General features: G+C 33.6%; 12 protein-coding genes. 2 read left to right on the plus strand and 10 right to left on the minus strand.

Annotated elements, in window-relative coordinates:
• Positions 1-344 precede the first annotated feature (344 nt).
• The 3 genes from ACVWNY_RS15190 to ACVWNY_RS15200 all read right to left on the minus strand — a co-directional run bounded on the left by ACVWNY_RS15190 (position 345) and on the right by ACVWNY_RS15200 (position 5,140).
• Positions 345-1,451, minus strand: a complete 1,107-nt coding sequence (locus ACVWNY_RS15190; RefSeq protein WP_454072325.1) for a tyrosine-type recombinase/integrase — start codon at positions 1,449-1,451, stop codon at positions 345-347.
• 469 nt (positions 1,452-1,920) lie between these two features.
• On the minus strand, positions 1,921-4,527 hold the full coding sequence (locus ACVWNY_RS15195; protein WP_454072326.1) for an MBG domain-containing protein: 2,607 nt from the start codon (positions 4,525-4,527) through the stop codon (positions 1,921-1,923).
• A 229-nt stretch (positions 4,528-4,756) separates the two neighbouring features.
• Positions 4,757-5,140 carry a hypothetical protein gene (locus tag ACVWNY_RS15200; RefSeq protein WP_454072327.1) on the minus strand — a complete coding sequence of 128 codons (384 nt, stop codon included), beginning with the start codon at positions 5,138-5,140 and terminating at the stop codon, positions 4,757-4,759.
• 746 nt (positions 5,141-5,886) lie between these two features.
• Here ACVWNY_RS15200 and ACVWNY_RS15205 point away from each other — a divergent pair.
• Positions 5,887-6,222 (plus strand): hypothetical protein, encoded by a 336-nt coding sequence (locus ACVWNY_RS15205; RefSeq protein WP_438720994.1) that lies wholly within the window; start codon positions 5,887-5,889, stop codon positions 6,220-6,222.
• A 9-nt stretch (positions 6,223-6,231) separates the two neighbouring features.
• Positions 6,232-6,546, plus strand: coding sequence for a hypothetical protein (locus tag ACVWNY_RS15210; RefSeq protein WP_454072328.1), 315 nt, complete (start codon positions 6,232-6,234; stop codon positions 6,544-6,546).
• Positions 6,547-7,005: 459 nt separating this feature from the next.
• Here ACVWNY_RS15210 and ACVWNY_RS15215 read toward each other — a convergent pair whose 3' ends face one another.
• From ACVWNY_RS15215 to ACVWNY_RS15245, 7 genes are all read right to left on the minus strand, one after another.
• The gene (locus ACVWNY_RS15215; protein WP_454072329.1) at positions 7,006-8,958 is read right to left on the minus strand and encodes a heavy metal translocating P-type ATPase; all 1,953 of its coding nucleotides are present in this window, start codon (positions 8,956-8,958) and stop codon (positions 7,006-7,008) included.
• A gap of 483 nt (positions 8,959-9,441) precedes the next feature.
• The gene (locus ACVWNY_RS15220) at positions 9,442-10,926 is read right to left on the minus strand and encodes a PTS sugar transporter subunit IIB (protein ID WP_454072330.1); all 1,485 of its coding nucleotides are present in this window, start codon (positions 10,924-10,926) and stop codon (positions 9,442-9,444) included.
• A 615-nt stretch (positions 10,927-11,541) separates the two neighbouring features.
• Entirely contained in the window at positions 11,542-11,784 is a 243-nt protein-coding gene (locus tag ACVWNY_RS15225; protein ID WP_218327497.1) for a hypothetical protein, read from the minus strand.
• Positions 11,785-11,870: 86 nt separating this feature from the next.
• Positions 11,871-12,683, minus strand: coding sequence for a glutamate racemase (gene murI, locus ACVWNY_RS15230; protein ID WP_454072331.1), 813 nt, complete (start codon positions 12,681-12,683; stop codon positions 11,871-11,873).
• 19 nt (positions 12,684-12,702) lie between these two features.
• Positions 12,703-14,094, minus strand: a complete 1,392-nt coding sequence (gene gad, locus ACVWNY_RS15235; RefSeq protein ID WP_218327499.1) for a glutamate decarboxylase — start codon at positions 14,092-14,094, stop codon at positions 12,703-12,705.
• A gap of 45 nt (positions 14,095-14,139) precedes the next feature.
• Positions 14,140-15,603 (minus strand): amino acid permease, encoded by a 1,464-nt coding sequence (locus ACVWNY_RS15240; protein ID WP_454072332.1) that lies wholly within the window; start codon positions 15,601-15,603, stop codon positions 14,140-14,142.
• 580 nt (positions 15,604-16,183) lie between these two features.
• Complete coding sequence (locus ACVWNY_RS15245; protein WP_461211746.1) at positions 16,184-17,170, minus strand: choloylglycine hydrolase family protein; 987 nt, start codon at positions 17,168-17,170, stop codon at positions 16,184-16,186.
• Positions 17,171-17,180: the final 10 nt, after the last annotated feature.

Genomic DNA, 17,180 nt, shown 5'->3' on the forward strand with positions numbered 1-17,180 from the left:
TATTAAATGACCTGAGCCATTTGATATCTTTTTCTAACAAAAAACCTTAAACTTGAATGTGACGCGCTTGTTATGGCAGCCACTTATTTTTTCCTAGTCGTAACAAAAACAAGAAAACAGTTATAAAGTCTTTTGTAGCAAGGCGTTTATTTATTGACGGCTGACTTTGACGGCTTTGGCTTTTTTTTTGAAATCAAATAAATAACAATATATATAGTGAAATCTATTTTTTAATTGGTATTAATATCAATATATTTTCAAGAATTATTAACAAGTCGTTGTTAGCGCTTACTTAAAAAATCTAAAAAAATCTTCAGAATTCACTAAAAAGTAAGCGTTATCACCTAGGCGCTTTTATATTCTAATCCTTGAATCACAGCTCTTCTTTGTTCTAATAGAGAATCGGTATATATGTCTAAAGTCATCTGCGTAGAAGCGTGTCCCATCATGGCACTAATAGATGAAATATCTGAGGACGACTCTAGGCAACGGGTCGCGAAAGTATGGCGCAATTGGTGGAAATGGATATTTTCTAAGCCAGCCATTTTTCTGATGCAATGAAAATGGTACGTCAATAAACGAGGTTCACAGGCTTTTCCTCTGACACTTAATATGTAAGGACTATTTGTCGTTTTTTTCATTTTTTCCAATAGTTCTCTGACTTCACTCAACATGGGGATGACCCGATGAGAAGCCGTTGTCTTAGCGGATCCTAAGCTCATCTCGGTACCTTGTCCTTGGTTATTGGCGATTCGTTGATATGTATGATTTATCGTAATGATATTTTGTTCAAAATCAATATCTTCCCATCTTAAACCAGCGATCTCACCAATTCTTAGTCCTGCATCCAAGGCAAATATGACCGCTTTTCCTTTATCGTCATCATAATCTTCAACCGCATTTTTTAGTGCATGCTCTTCTTTTTGTGATAGTGCATGGACTTTTTGTGGTTGTATTTTTATTTTCGGCATCTCTTGAACAAGATCTTCTGACACGATTTTTTTTGCAACCGCATGGCGCAGGGTTTTATTTAATATCCGCAAAATGACGGTACAGGTACTGTTAGACAAACCCATTTCTTGCCATTTGACGGTGATTTCCTTTAAAAAAGATTCAGTTATTTCATATAAAGAAGTCTTTCCCATGAAGGGTAAAAGGTAGCGCTTAATTTTATAGCGATAACTTGCCACAGTCGAAGGTTTCAAGCCTTCAAAGATCTCATGACCGGTATAGTCGATCCATTCTTGATAAGTTACCGTGCTTTCTCCGTATAGTTGGCGCATCTTTTCTGTCTTTTTCCTTAATGGCACTAATTTTTCTGCTACTTCCTCAAAAGATTTTCCATAAATGTAACCATATTTAATCTGTCCATTGAGCTTTCGATTTATTTGATAACGACCCTCCCATCTTCCATCCTTTCTTAGGTAAATATTATTTCCTTTTGCTGTCATAAAATAATCATCCTTTCTCTTTTATTGACGGCGCAGTTTGACGGTTAAAAAAAACAATTTTAATATTCTTTTTTTTAACATAAATAAGGCACAAAAATTCATTTTAATGGATAAAACTAACATTATAAAGACATTATTTAAATAATTTCCAAGGAAATAAATTATTTAATGTTGAAACTGATCATCATTTATAATATAATTTATGTGAAAAGAATAATGCTTTAAAAATAGTCTCAAAAAGCACTTTTTTCCTGTTTTTGTTACAATCAAGATACGTTTTATAAATAACAACGGAAATTTATAAATTAAAAAAAATTCATTCACCTATAATAATAATATATGCAAAATAAGCCACTTATTTTAAACAAACAAATAAATCTTAAAAATAAATCATTTGTTATTAAAAATAACATATCTTATCTAATTTTCTGTATACAAGTGATATCACAACCAACTAAACAATTCCCGATTACTTCCCGTAAAACCCAACACCCTCAGAGCGCCAGCCTTCACGAACCAAGCCAGTATTTTCAGTTGTACTCAACGTATAATGATGGGATCCAGCATCTTGCGCATTCGGATTAAATACGCGAAAAATCGGAATTTCTGTATCTTCTGACGCATAGAATGCAATGCCTTCTTTATTCCAGCCAGCTTCTCCCACCGAATCATACTCAGCTTGATCTAAAGTATAGAAATGTTCGCCAGAGTTTGGATTGTACAAACGATAAGCTGCTTTGCCAGTTTTTTCGCCACCGTACCAGCCAATGCCCTCATCTTGCCAACCTTTATCAATTAAACCTTGAGCTTCTGATTGACTCAAAGTATATAAATGTTCACCATTATTTTTGTTGTAGACTCGATAAAGTGGTAGGCGATCTGAGTCTGATGTGACCGTCAACCTGCCAGACACATATTCGATGGCATAATTATTTCCTAGTGGCGCTTTGACTCCTGGAGTTAAAATAATCTCAAAAGTTCCGGCAGTTTTACCATCACTAGTGTGACTAGCTGTTGGCAAACTACTAAATATTGCACCAGCAGTTTGTCCTGTCACAAATCCGTCATAACTGATGATTGGAGTTGGTAAAGTTGCACCAAGTGGACTGCTGGTATTTTCAGCAGCGACTGTTAATACTTTTTCAGTAATGTCGAAGCTGCCTAATAAAACATCCGCCGCCGCATAATTTGTCGTTTCCTTCGTGCGGGCATAGACCTGATATTCCCCAACATTGGTAGAAGCAGATTCATTTCCACCTTGTTTGATAATGGTTTCGACCCCTTCTAATTCTGGGATGTCGCTGGCAATTTCAATGGCAGGTTGTGTGCCGCTGTATTCGTAACTTTTGGCGATGTTCCCTTGGAAATTCGCCGCTTCTGGCTGCGCTTTTTCACCGACTGTAACTGTTGCATCTGAAATAATAAAATCTGTCTTGTTGAAGTTATCATTATCCTCAACTGTGATTTTGATTTGGTAAGTGCCTGCTTGAGTCATGGTAGCTGTTTCTTTACCATCTTTAAGGTAGCTGACTGTATAATTTTTTAAACTTTCATCCTTGGCATTGATTTGATCATTCATGTCCCAGCCTTCATTACGATAAGCTAACTGAGTTGCTTCTGGATAAGTAAAATCAGTCTGAGTAGGGATTGCCTTTTCAATCGTAAAAGGAAAAGCATTTGAATAAGAATGATAAACATCGCCACCAGCCGTTTGGACTTTCGCTAGATAATTTCCCGCTTGAGTAGGCATTTTATTTCCATATTGACTACTATCTGCTTCTGCATACTCAATCGTTAACGCCCCAAAATTCTGACGATTAAATCCACTAATATTGTTTCTGGTGATACCTTGAGCTAAGCCGTTATAGGTAAATTTATCATCATTGATGGATAACTGATCAGTAACGTTAACACGATTCACCGTGACATCATCCACTTCAAAAAAACCTGTGTTGTCATCATTTTGATAGGCGATTCCTGAGACACCGTTGCGGTATGCCCAGTTTACAGTTGGGCTATTGATCGAAGACGCATCAGCTGTAAAACTTAATTCATCTTCCGTTCCAGCAGTGTAACTAGCAGAAGGATTTTCAGCTCTTTCAATCACAATCGCTTTTTCTTTTGGACCATCCCAATTGGATGATTCATTGACTTTGTATATTGAATCTACACCACTAACCTTTTCATTGTAGATAACGCCATTGGTTGTATTTAGTGTTGCTTGATTACTTGGGTCACTTCCCCTTAAGTAGATATTGTTGCCATTGTAACTAGAATCCGTGACTTTGTTGTCGACGATTTGACCGCCATTCAGGTTTATTGTAGATTTATCTGCATATATTCCTCCGCCGTGCTGGTTTGAACTATTATTGCGGATACTTCCACTATTTACATTTATTGTGGAACTAAAACCCAATATACCGCCTCCGCCATTACTTTCTGATCTATTGTCACTAATTGTCCCACCATTTATATTTACTGTGGAATTAGTAGCATATATTCCTCCGCCAAATTCAGTCCCACTATTTCCTCTCATAACCTCACTACCACTATTCAAATTAAGTGTTCCATTACTGTCAACATAAATTAGTGAACCGTCACTTACTCTATCCTCACCATCAATCGTCACATCTTCCAGCGTCAAGCTGGCACTATTATTAACTCTAAATACTGCATTACTCCCTCTCGTTATCCTAGTATTTCCACTTTCTGGTTTCAGCAAAATATGACGATCACTTCCTAATATATCAATCGTATTAGTCAAAGTAAGCGCAGCACCCAAAATAATCTCCACAGGGTTCTCTAATGTACCCCCTGTCGCATTTGCAATTGCCGCATTTAAATCAGCTTCTGTCGTGATTGGTCCCGTCACTTGCTGCGCGATAGGCGTTCGCAACATGCCTAATTTCAAAGATTTATTCATTAAACTCCCTGCTTTTACTTGATTACTTGTATCTACTTCTGCAGATGCTGGCAAACTGCCTAAAGCTATTTGGCTGACTAATAAGATTCCTGCGCTGACTTGGATGAATTTTTTGCTATGAGTAGCTAAATGATGATGATGTTTTTTTATCATTATTTTTACTCCTTCCCTCTCAGTTCATTTAGTTTAATTATAGCAAATCCCCCCCTGACAAAAATACAAAAATTATTCTATTAGAAGTAAAAATATTTGATTTAACGCATTTTTTTGATGTTTTATCTGAAAATGTTTTATTTTTCAGAAATTGATATTCTTTTGGAAATTATATCTCTAAAATAAAAGAATTTTACCTATTCGTTATTTTAATCGTTAATATAAAGTCCTATCCACTTAAAAATAAAGCTTGTCCATCCCTTTTTTTAAAAATTTCCCCGAGGATTTTGACAAAGATATATAAACGCACCAATTGACGGTACTTTTCCATTAACAAATGCCATTCTCCTGCGGTGAAATATTCTCCAAACTGATAAATTTCAACAGCCATATTAGGTGTCGCTGGATTTTTTAAATAGATTTCTCTGACGATTTCTACTAGTGGTAATGCTAGTTTCTCAGCTACAAGATTTCGGCGGATTAATAGCGCTTGGATGATTTTCAGGCAAAGAATTAGATTCGGCGTGCTTCTGTAATATTTCGTCACTTGACGTTGGATTTTTTGGTAGTTGCGGTTTAATAGTTGGCGGCAAGTAAAGGGTTGCTTTTCCATAAGTTTTTCTCCTCATTTTTCCTCTTACACCTAATAACGAAAAATTTCTCGAAAAAGTCCAAAAAAATCTTAAAATTATTTTTTCGCTCCTCCAGACCATACTCAACTGTTTTAAAAATCCACGACATAAGAAAAATCCCATTTTATTTTCCACTAAAAAAACATTGATTTAAAGCCTTAAAAAACAAATGACGCAGATTTAAAAATCTGTTGAGTGTCATTGAATTTGGTGAATTTTTTTCAAAAAAAATCCCAGAGCTAAGATTTTTCATCTGCACTCAAGGTGTCCCATCTTTTTGAATCTCCTTCTTGCGATACATAATATAACAACTTTCTTCATAAAAACTGTCTACCGAAACAGATAGTATTTTGTTGAATAAATAAAATTACTCTCTAACGATCAGGCTGTGATTTCGTTTCTTAAATAGCTAATCCTACTGGATAATGACCGAATGATATGCATATAATATCAATCAAGTTCAAGACTATTTATAATCATGTGAATCGCTTTTTTAATACTTCCTCATCCTTTTCATTTGTAATTTAAAATCAATGAATAATTTGGTTAGCTACTTCTCAAAAGCATAATTTACTGTTTTCCCTTGCTTTAAAAATATAAGGTGCTATGATAGATATATATCGTTTGTTATTTTTTTATCAAGAATGGAGGTGATAGTTTTGCAAGACAAACTAGCGCAGGACTATTTCCTGCAAACAATAATTAAAAACTGAGAGGAAGTTAAAAATTGTTTATTCTTGAAAAGAAAATAGAACCTACACAACAAATATGGAGTCATATTAAACAACATTATCCAGGAGAAAAAATTGCGTTCATTGGTATAAAAAAACAATTACCCCACACCTTCTTACGTAATAAGCAGATCACTTTTTATGAAAATTTGGAAGATAGCCCATCATCTCTACTAAACCAAGGGAAGGAAATTTTATATAAACTGGCAAAAGACTACTCTGCTATAGTTTTTTATGTAGATTGTCCAAAAGACGTGGCAGAGCAGCTGATTGAGTGTGGAAAAAACTTATGTATTAGATTGACCGTAACTACTGAAGAAAAGGTTGCCTAGGAAACGATCATGTGGAATAAAGTCATTCGAGAAAAGACTGTTCACAATACTATTTTGCGGAATGGTTTACGACTATTGCATCAAAAAGGTGCCTGCCAAAATACTGATAGAACAGTATTATTAGAGATATCTGAACATCTTCAAAATGTAATGCAACTGCATTTAGAAACAAAAAATCTGGTTATCGGAATACCTGGCTTCGGAAAAGAAGTCATGTTATTGGAAACAGATGTTCAAGAATTTGTTCCTCATTATAAAATAGAACAAATGATTGAATCTGCTGAAGGCCATTTTATTAGGTTAAAACCATTGAAGACTATATAAAAGTGGATTCTATTGTAAATGTTTCTGAGAGGACAGATGGTGGTTTTTTTTAAAGGAAGTCATTTCAGATTATTCTAACCTTGATCCCCTTGTCTTCGTTTCAATCTAAGCTATCTTGCAGTGGAAGAACTCCTCTATAATCAAAGAATGTATAAAGAAAAGCCAAAAAGTAGCTACTCTTTTTGGCTTTTCGGTTTATATGGGAATAAAAATATTAAGATTAAAAAGGAAAACTCACTGAAAACAACAACTATGTTAGCGCCAATTTTTTTGATCAATACATAACTTCATTCTCTAATTCCCTTCACAGTACGTTTACCAACCATTAATAGCAATAATATTTTGGGACGAATCTTATTCTTTAATACAGGGAACAAGTTAATCCTTTGATCTATTACTTCTTCCGTTGGGTATGATTTAACCTCAATAGTTACAATTTCACTTCAGTCCCACTCCTACTTATTTTTGTAAAAATTTCTTGGGAGTCCGCAACATCCTTAAAGCATTTAAAATGACGACAATTGTGCTTCCTTCATGCATGATCACACCAATCGTAATATCCATCTTTCCTAAAAAATTCAAAGTAACTAAAAAGATGACGACAAACATCGAAAATAAAATATTTTGCCAAGTCACCTTGTCCATTTTCTTACTCAATTTATGAGCGTAGACAAGTTTTGACAAATCATTTTTCATCAACACTAAGTCTGCTACATCCATCGCAACATCTGTTCCATCACCCATCGCGATACCTACGTCGGCAGTAACTAAAGCTGGGGCATCATTGACACCATCACCTAACATCCCAGTTGAACCATATTTACGCTGCTGCGCTTGAACAATACTTGCTTTGTCTTCAGGCATAACATTGGCAGCAACTTCATCTACACCAATTTGTTTCCCAACGGCTTCACCAGTTAATTTCGCATCACCAGTAATCATAGTAGTGTGTAAACCAGCAACCTTAAAGTAATTAATGGCATCTTTCGCATACTGATTTGGAACATCCATTAAAGCAAATAAACCAATCACATGTTCATTTTTACCTACGTAAACAACCGTTTTACCTTCAGATGACAATTGTTTTTCTTTTTCGCTATACACGAAAGATACTTTTCCAAAAGAAGATGGTTTCCCGATACGGTATTGGCTATTTTTGTATTGGGTAGACAATCCTCTGCCCACTTCGTTTTCGACTGATAATTCTAAGGACTTTCTTTCAGGAAATTTATTAATAATCGCAGTTGCTAGTGGATGGTTTGATTGCTTTTCCATCGCCACAACGAGATCGATCATTTCTGATTCATCCATACCTTTTTCAAAAGAATAGTCGGTTACTACAGGTTTACCGTTCGTCAATGTTCCAGTTTTATCAAATGAAATAGCTTTTAGATCTTGTAGTTTAGAAAGAAAAGCACCGCCTTTAACTAATACGCCTTTTTTAGATAAATTAGAAATAGTTGCTAAAGTTGTCGGTACTGCGCTAGCAGCCAAGGCACATGGAGACACCGAAATGAGATACACCATACTACGATATAAACTAACCGACCAAGACCAACCAAAGATGTAAGGTCCTGCTAATAATACTAGAGGAAATAGGGCTAAAACGATCGTCACATATTTTGGTTCTAGTCGTTGAATCAAAGTAGCTGTCTTCGTTAAACTTTTCTGGGATTGGTTGACCATCTGTAAAATTTTAGAAAAAACCGTTTCTGAGCTATCTTTTGTGACTTCCATGGTAAAAGTACCTGCACCATTTATAGTACTTCCATAGACTTCATCGCCAACACTTTTTTCTTTTGGTATGCTTTCTCCATTAATTGAAGCTTCATCAATCGCCGTTGTTCCTGTAAGTATCACACCATCAGTTGGAACTTGTGCGCCATTGAGGACTTGAAGAATATCTCCAATTTTAACTTCATCAACAGAAACAACTTTTGTCGAACCATCTGAACGAAGAATTCTCGCTTCAGTGGGATTCAAATTTAACAGATTGGTAATTTCTCTTTTACTTTTTCCGTCAACGTATTCTTCTAAGAAGTGTGCCCCTGCAAAAATGACAATCAGCATAGCAGCTTCTTCAAAACTTCCAATCGCAATTGCTCCCGCAGTAGCAAGGGCCATTAAAAAGTGAACATTAGGTTGGAATTTTTTTTCGGCAATAGAATTCTTAAATGTATCCCCAATACCTTCAAGAATAATATGATACCCTGCCGTTACTACAGAAGTTACAAAGGCGATATTGGCAAGTAATTCATTGCTTCCTTCCAAAATAAATCCCGTGATAAATGCTGCTATTCCAATAAAAAACATGATTATCGTAAATTTTCCGCCATGACTATGATCGTGCTCATGTCCTTCGTGATCATGTGCTTTTTCGTGGTTGTGTACTTTTAATTTTGCGTTATCCATTCAAAACCCTTCTTTCTTTTATAGATCTTTCATATGAGCGAACATTCATATGTATGACCTAATTATATATGAACAGATATTCATATGTCAATGGGTTTTATTCTTAAAAAAAAAAACATAGACATTATTTTGTCTATGGTTCTACAGAAAAAATCAGATTTGAAACGAAGATCGAAGTTTTGTAGATCTTTGTCTTAACACCTGGCTATACCCATCAAACTTGTTAGTCTGAGTATAAAATTTATTCTATTATTCCACTAAAAAAATTAGGAGATTCAAGGTCGAATAAAAATCTGAAGCAACTGAATTTTATTCTACTTTTAATGGGATTATGAGTTTTGATGTTTCCAGTTGAAACAAATCCTTTAAAAAATATCAGTCTGCTTTCTATGATTATTCAGATCTTCCACAGCGTGAATTTACTGAAGATATTTTAGTATTAAATAGGTGAGCCCATAAGTTCATATGGGCTCACCTTAGTATTTATCCTACTAGGGAGGATAGCTTATTCACTTTTTCATAGGTCAAGTGGGTAAATATTTCTCTAAGATTCTCTAGATTGCGCAAAGTAGGCACGTCATCAATAATATAAAAATCAATATTTATATTATCCATATCTTTAATATTTGTTACGACAAGATCGCAATCATTTGTACTTAGTACTAATCGCATCTCATCTGGATTAGCAGTAGTCATATGAATTTCCCGACCGAAGTATTTTTCTAAAAAGTAACAGACCATTTGGGTATGTCCCTCTCCTAAGTCACTTACAACAAGAACATCAATGGTAGGCTTTTTACTTTCTAAATTGAGAAATAGGTTTTTCCAATTGATAAATATAAATGAAACTATTTGATCCTTATACATGGAATACCAAGGAAAATTAGATTGTTTTTCCATCATTAATAGTAATTCAAGTATCTCTTCATGATAAGCTTTGAAGGTTATTTCTAATGAATTTGCAAACATGGTCCGTCGATCATAAAACTTTAAGTGATCTTTGGGATAAATCTTATGCTTGAGATAAATTGAAAGGAGGTATTTTTTTATTTTAATATTTATAGTCTCGATCATTTCACAGTCAAATCTTACTTTTAGACTATTGATAAACTCATCTGTTTGATTGTTTAATTTTTGATATTCCAATTCATTTTCCCACCCGAAGTACCACCAAAATACAGTGTAATAGAAATTTGTAAGGTTAAAAACATCTTTGGAAATGTTTAATTTGTTTACCGTATCTAGAATCAAAACATCCACTTTCTCACTAGCATGGTAGTCTAGATGAAAAAATTCAACATACTTGATATCCACATTGTCTATAAAATACCCTTGGATTTGTCTGGTAAGTGTTAAAGCAATCAAATAATCTAATTCTGTCAATTCAAATTTAGATAAATTCAATTTAAATTGTTTGTTCAAATGAAGAGATAATTGTGAAATATGACTTTCATCTAAATCGAAAGGCCATTCATATGTGGTATTAAGTAAATAATGAGTGAAGAAGAATCTTAATTGTCTTTCATCGTTACTGATTATTTCAACAGGATCCATGTTTACAACTATTTGTCGATCGGCTAAAAAGGATTTTATATCTTTTAAATCTCTATACAACGTGGAATGACTGATAAATAGTCTTTTTTCCCACTCAAAAGAACTTTGAGGGGGATTTAAAAGTAAATCTATTAACAAGCTTGTTTTCCGAGAATTCTTATAAGCATCAATATAAATTGCTTGGATATTTTGATTTTTTAATTCTTCTAATTTGACCCCCTTTTTCTTATCAAATTTTATATTGATTGTACTATCATAAATATCATTCAAATTAGCAATATCTTTAAGAACAGTTTGTTTTGAAACTTTAATTTCCGAAACCAAAGAGTCAATTTGAATCCATCTATTCTGACTTAAAATAGTCAACAATCTTAATTTACGATCAATATCTTTGTTTAATAAATTAGTAGTCACAGCTATCTTCCCTTCTGAAAAAAATTTTTTTATGTGTTTAAACTTTAATATGATGCTTTTAGAAAATCAAAGAAAAAGGTTAGTTGGACATACTCACGTTTTAAAAAACTATCAAAAATCTTATTCACAGCTTTACTGCAGCAATAGTGTTTCTTTTACACTGGATTCATTGCTCAATTGATAAAACACAGAATACAAGGATTTATATACTCTGTTTCGTCAAGAACAAACAATATTTTATTCAAATAAATTATTGGTATTTAAAGCATTATTCGAAATATTTTTTCGATTAATTGTGATATGTCCTATTTGTATTATAACTTATCTTATATTAATTGTAGCTAACAGAACCTTCATCTGACATTACATTTTTGTCATGAAAAATTACTACCGCAAAAAAATCAACCCACTAAGAAACAGATAAACCTTGAGGGGATCTGTTTTTAATGCTTATTTATGTATATTCAATAGAAAAAACCCAATGAAATCCTATTGCTTGATTTCATTGGATCTTCTTTTGTGATTAAAGAAAATTTAATATCTATTAACCTTTATCTAAATTGTAGCCTGTTGCTTTACTATGAAGAAATCTAAATTCCTGTGTAGATTGACCTTTTATTTCTCAGTGCCAACCTTTTTAAAGAACTGATTAAGAGCATCTAACTCACTATCAGATAAGTCATCAGAAATATCTAAAAATTTCTTATTATTATTAAAAGTATTTTTGACAATCTTTTTTGTTTTACGACGAGTTACTTCACGTTCGATTCTTTTTAAGGTCTTTTTCGAAAAGTTAGCCATAGCATATGTTCCTGTTAGTGTTAATATACTAAGTCCAATTTTAGTGTTCGTACTCATAATATTCAGTCCTTTCTTAAAAGATATTGTGTGTTTTATGAAGCTGAACGATTTCAATATAGTTCAATCTCCAGATGATTATTAATTTAATTATTAACTATTTTTTGTGTAATAGTCGTTGGCGTCTGTAGCTTCAACTTATCTACAATTTTTTTATAGGTAATTGGCTCTCCAGACGTGTATATAGTAAATTCTGAATGAGATCCACTGTTTAACATGTCATAATGCGTCAAATAATCCTTTACATATAAAGCCTGTTCATGGGCTGGATTAACAAAGCGTATTTGAGGATACAGCTTTTGAAATTGATCTAAGACTATCGGATAATGGGTACACCCTAAAACAATATCGCTAACTTCAGAATCATGTTTTAGAATTGAATCAACTTCTTTAGTAATTTCAGCATCAATTTTAGAATAGTCGAATTCTCCACTTTCGATTAATGCCGCTAACGACGGACTTCCTTGACTGTATACCGTGGTTTCTGGTAAATATTTATGAATATAATTATCATATTCTTTCGTACTAGTAGTAAATACCGTAGCAACAACACCAATTTTTTTAGGTTTTATTTTTGCAATAAAGGCTGCTGCGGGACGAACGATTCCTACGATTTCAATATCGTACTTTTGAGTTAATTTATTTACTATAGTAGACATTGTATTACAAGCTATGACTACGATTTTTACCTGATTAGCTTCGAGAAAATTGATAATGCCACTTGCTAATGCTACAATTTCGTCCTCTCCTCGATTACCATAGGGACAATTTGCAGAATCTCCGTAGTAAATGATGGATTCATTTGGTAGTAACTGTTGTAATTCACTTACAACAGTCAATCCACCAACACCTGAGTCCATAACGCCAATTGCATTATTTGATAAATTTTTATCATTCATAGGTGTAACCTCCTAAATTTTAATGAGTAAATCCGTAACTACCTTGGTTTTTATTAGAGAAATTGGTTTCTTTATTTAATTTTTCTATCCCCAATTTTAAATCTTCAATTAGGTTATGCGCCATTTCCATACTTAAATCAGCTCTACAAACGAACCGTTGAATATTGACATTCGTTAAGTTTGCAGGTAAAGGATAGGTAGGAACTTGCCAGCCCTTCATTGCAAATTGATCCGTTAGATCGTATAACGACCAATTAACATTAGCATTAGGTTTTAATTTATAACAAACTATCGGTAAGTGAGAGCCATCATTATAAATATCAAAATAACCTAATTTCTCAATTTCAGATGCTAAATATTTTGCAACATCTTGTGTACGTTTGTGGATTTCATAAAATCCATTAAACCCATTACGTAAAAACACGTAATATTGCCCAATGATTTGACTAGCACTACGAGAAAAATTGATAGCCATGGTGGGCATTGTACCACCTAAATAACTTACTTCAAATATTAATTCTTTTGGTAAATAAGATTTGTCTTTCCATAATACCCATCCGATACCAGGATATACCAAGCCATATTTATGACCAGAAGTACTAATTGAGTGAACATTATCTAACTGGAAGTCCCATACTAAATCAGGTTCAACAAAAGGTGCAAATAATCCTCCAGATGCGGCATCCACATGAATATAAACAGGTAAATCATGCGTTTTATTGTAAGCAGTAACTTTAGCATCTAGTGCTTTAATATCATCATATTGACCAGTGTAAGTAATACCTAAAATACCGATGATACCAATAGTATAATCATCTACATAATCCATAACAGTATCTACATTGATGCTACCATGCTGCTCATCAATTGGTACAAGACGCATGTCAACATCCCAATAAACACAGAATTTTTCCCAAACGACTTGGTATCCCGAAGAAATAACTAAATTGGGTTTTTTCTTATTAATGTCTAATCCTTGTTTTTCTGCACGGTTTCTCCAAGAAAATTTAAGCGCTAGCCCACCTAACATACATGCCTCACTAGAACCTACAGTAGAGGTACCCATAAAGTCCATAGACTCAGGTGCATGCCATAAATCAGCAATCATATTGACACATCTATTTTCCATTTCAGCAGTTCGTGGATATTCGGTCTTATCAATAGCATTTTTTTCGAGCGTTTCAGACATTAATTGGATTGCTTCTGGCTCCATATAAGTTTGACAAAATGTAGCTAAGTTTTCTCGAGCAATCCCTTCATCAATTAATTCATCCTTAATATACTGATACGCGTCTTTAGGGGCTAGAGAATCTTGACGTAACTGATACATAGGAAGCGTCATATCAGCTTCAGATCCAAATATTGGTGATAATGATTCAGGTGTTTCTTGATTGTTTTTTCCGTATAACATAATGCATTCCTCCAAAATAATAAATATTTATATTAAATCAATTAATCAATGATTAATTGATTGTTGCTGTGATTGAATTTTTTTATCTTGTATCATCTTAGTTGCTTCTTGGTTTGATAAATGATGTCTGCTATAGGTATAGTAGATAATGAAAGGTACGGCGGCCATGATAACTGCACAGACAATTAATATTGTTAAATATGCTGCATGAGATCCTCCTAAACCGGTAGGTGGTACAAAAGAAATAACAAATGCAAAAATAGATACGATTAAACCTAGCAAAGCAATACCAATTTTTGTTTTTTCACCACCAGGTAGCGTGTAGCCTCTCTTTAGTTCTTTTTTATGTTTCACCAAATTTATATATGATAAGAATAGTAAGAAATAAGCGAGTAAATAGATCACTACTGTTAATGCCATGGCTACGAAGAATGATAGATTAGCACCCCCGCCGCCTAAGGTTAATACCACTGCCCAAATAGAAACGACAATTCCTTGTACAAAAATGATATTTACTGGGACATCATGTTTATTTGTCTTAGCAAGTTTTTTAGGCATTAGACCATTTTCAGCTGCCTCTAGTAGAGCAGTTGATGGTCCAACAACCCAAGCTGCAATCTCTGCGATAACGCCAACACATAAAACCAAAGCAATGATTCGAACAATCCATTCGGAGCCTCCAAAATGTAAAATTAAAAATTTGAATGTTTGAACTACACCTGCATTCAACGAAAGCTGACTTTGAGGAATCACCGCTGCAACAGATAAACCTCCCAATGTATCCACAACAATAGCTGTAATAACTAACATGACGATTGCTTTTGGATAATCTCGACTAGGATTTTCCATGTCTTTTACATGGCTAGCAGATGATTCAATCCCTGCGTAAGCCAAAATAAATGATACGAACACAACCAATGTACTAATCTTCGTGAAATCAGGTATAAATGACTTGATAGATAAATCAATTTGAATAGGATTTCCTTGTACGATATAGGCAATGCCTAGTCCGAATAAAATAGCACCTGTAGCTAATACGCCACCAAAAAAACCAATTTTTGCAATTTTAGCAGTATTTTTTGTTCCTCCTAATTGTGAGAAGCTGACTAGCCAAAATATAATCAGAGTAGCTGCTAACTTGAGACCAACATTTGTATTTAGCGCTGGCCAATTTAAGGCATAGGATAAAGCACCTACAATAAAATAAATCATTGTAATAAATCCAACGGTTACTTGAAACCACTGAAAGAAAATAGCCGCCAATCCCCATTTCTCACCAAGTGTTTTAGAAACCCAGGTGTATAAACCACCTTTTTCCCATCCTTCCACGGTAGCCATTTCGGCTGAACATAACGCCACTGGGATAAACCAAAGGAATCCAGCAATTAGTAAAAATATCACTAAATGTAGTTTAGAAGAAGCAAATGTCGGATATTCATATACTGTCATCACCATAGCAGCCGTTAATGCAAAAAAACTAACTAAAGATAACTTTCCTTTTTTTTTCATAAAACCATCTCCTTTATTATTTTTTGTTGAATAGGAAAATTAATATTTCTTGTTGAACAGGATACTAGTCGTATTTTTTTTCAATATCAATTTCCAAAGTATAAAAACACGATTTCCTCAATTATAAAATAACAACATTATAAAAATAAATATTATTAAAAAAGCATTTCCAACCCTTTAAAAATACGGGTAATCAGAGGTTTCACTTTTTTTATTATTTTAAAATTCCATGACATCATTAAATTACAGTAGTTATTTTTATTTAATAAAAGAGCTACCTAGTTAAGTATTTGAAGGTAAAAAAAATTGGCTCACTGCCAATCAAATCATTTTTAAAATTCCTGAGGCAAAGTTTAAAAAGAAAGAATGCTCTACATTTCTAACAATAAATCAAGCAGGGATTTCCACTACTATTATTATTTTCGTGCATGCAAAAAAGCCCAAAAGAGCCTGCTCTTTTGGGCTTTATATATATATTTCTCTAGATAGACGACAATTCATTTATCGAAAATACAAACAAAGCATCAGTAAAATTATCCTATTTTTATAAAAGTTAACTAGTAAATGCACGTGTGCAAACCTACTTATTCAAGTTTGTCGCAGTAAATATGTTTTTAAAATCATATTGTGTTGGTTCTTTGGCATTTACCAATTCTTCAGTTAGACTTACTGAGTATACTGTTTGATTACTGTAGTCGTTAAAGTAATAAACCTTATTATTTAAATCAAAGGCTGCTCTATATTGTGTATAATCAACCGAGCCATCATCTTTCATATTAATACCTTTAGGAATAGTCACATTATTAAGAATATGAAATATATTATTCAGTACCTCATTATTGGAACCTGATTTATCTATATACTCTTTCATATATGCTGTTCGAACGAAACGTTCTGGAGGAGTTAATCCACCAGGTAGGCCAAATGTTCCAGAACCCTGACCAAAAGGATGAAAATTAAGACCATTTACTTTTTTGTTAGGAGTATTCGTTGGTGATAAATTCAAATAATTATTTAGGTTTTTTATATGCCAACTTAAATCTGGACTATTTGTCATTACACCTACAGGATTGTTAATTAAATTCAGTTGTTGATTATTCGTTTCAATTACGACTGTCTCACCTGTTTTATCAGTGATTATAAAATGTAGCGGAGGGACTATTCCTAATAATTTAATTTCACTGCTAACAATTGAAACTTCAGACAAACGTAATCTTAATTCATTGATCGATTCAATTTCTCCCAACACCCATAAAATAAATTCATGAGGAGCAAAATTTAGCTTATTTGGAGCAGGAATGCTACTGTAAGAAGCTTCATTTGGATAATACAATTCAGCAATGGCCAGACCTTTTTCATTCACACCATCTGCTAGTACATACTCATCGATCTTTCTACCTGTACCAACACAACCATATTTTGTTTTTTGATCCTTAGAAAATACGCTCTGCCACTTATAATTCCTTGGTATCACAGTTGGCTTCCCATTAAGGCTAAAACCAAAGTCCATCGTTCTGGCTAGAAAATTGTTACCATTATCAGCTTGCAATGTTAAGCTAGTACACATAAAAAAACCT

The organism is Enterococcus sp. JNUCC 77 (assembly GCF_054819945.1).

Coding starts and splice junctions, on each gene's coding strand:
- ACVWNY_RS15215 (WP_454072329.1), bottom strand. CDS start 8,958: ATGGATAACGCAAAATTAAAAGTACACAACCACGAAAAAGCACATGAT.
- ACVWNY_RS15245 (WP_461211746.1), bottom strand. CDS start 17,170: ATGTGTACTAGCTTAACATTGCAAGCTGATAATGGTAACAATTTTCTA.
- ACVWNY_RS15200 (WP_454072327.1), bottom strand. CDS start 5,140: ATGGAAAAGCAACCCTTTACTTGCCGCCAACTATTAAACCGCAACTAC.
- ACVWNY_RS15190 (WP_454072325.1), bottom strand. CDS start 1,451: ATGACAGCAAAAGGAAATAATATTTACCTAAGAAAGGATGGAAGATGG.
- ACVWNY_RS15240 (WP_454072332.1), bottom strand. CDS start 15,603: ATGAAAAAAAAAGGAAAGTTATCTTTAGTTAGTTTTTTTGCATTAACG.
- gad (WP_218327499.1), bottom strand. CDS start 14,094: ATGTTATACGGAAAAAACAATCAAGAAACACCTGAATCATTATCACCA.
- ACVWNY_RS15225 (WP_218327497.1), bottom strand. CDS start 11,784: ATGAGTACGAACACTAAAATTGGACTTAGTATATTAACACTAACAGGA.
- murI (WP_454072331.1), bottom strand. CDS start 12,683: ATGAATGATAAAAATTTATCAAATAATGCAATTGGCGTTATGGACTCA.
- ACVWNY_RS15210 (WP_454072328.1), top strand. CDS start 6,232: ATGTGGAATAAAGTCATTCGAGAAAAGACTGTTCACAATACTATTTTG.
- ACVWNY_RS15195 (WP_454072326.1), bottom strand. CDS start 4,527: ATGATAAAAAAACATCATCATCATTTAGCTACTCATAGCAAAAAATTC.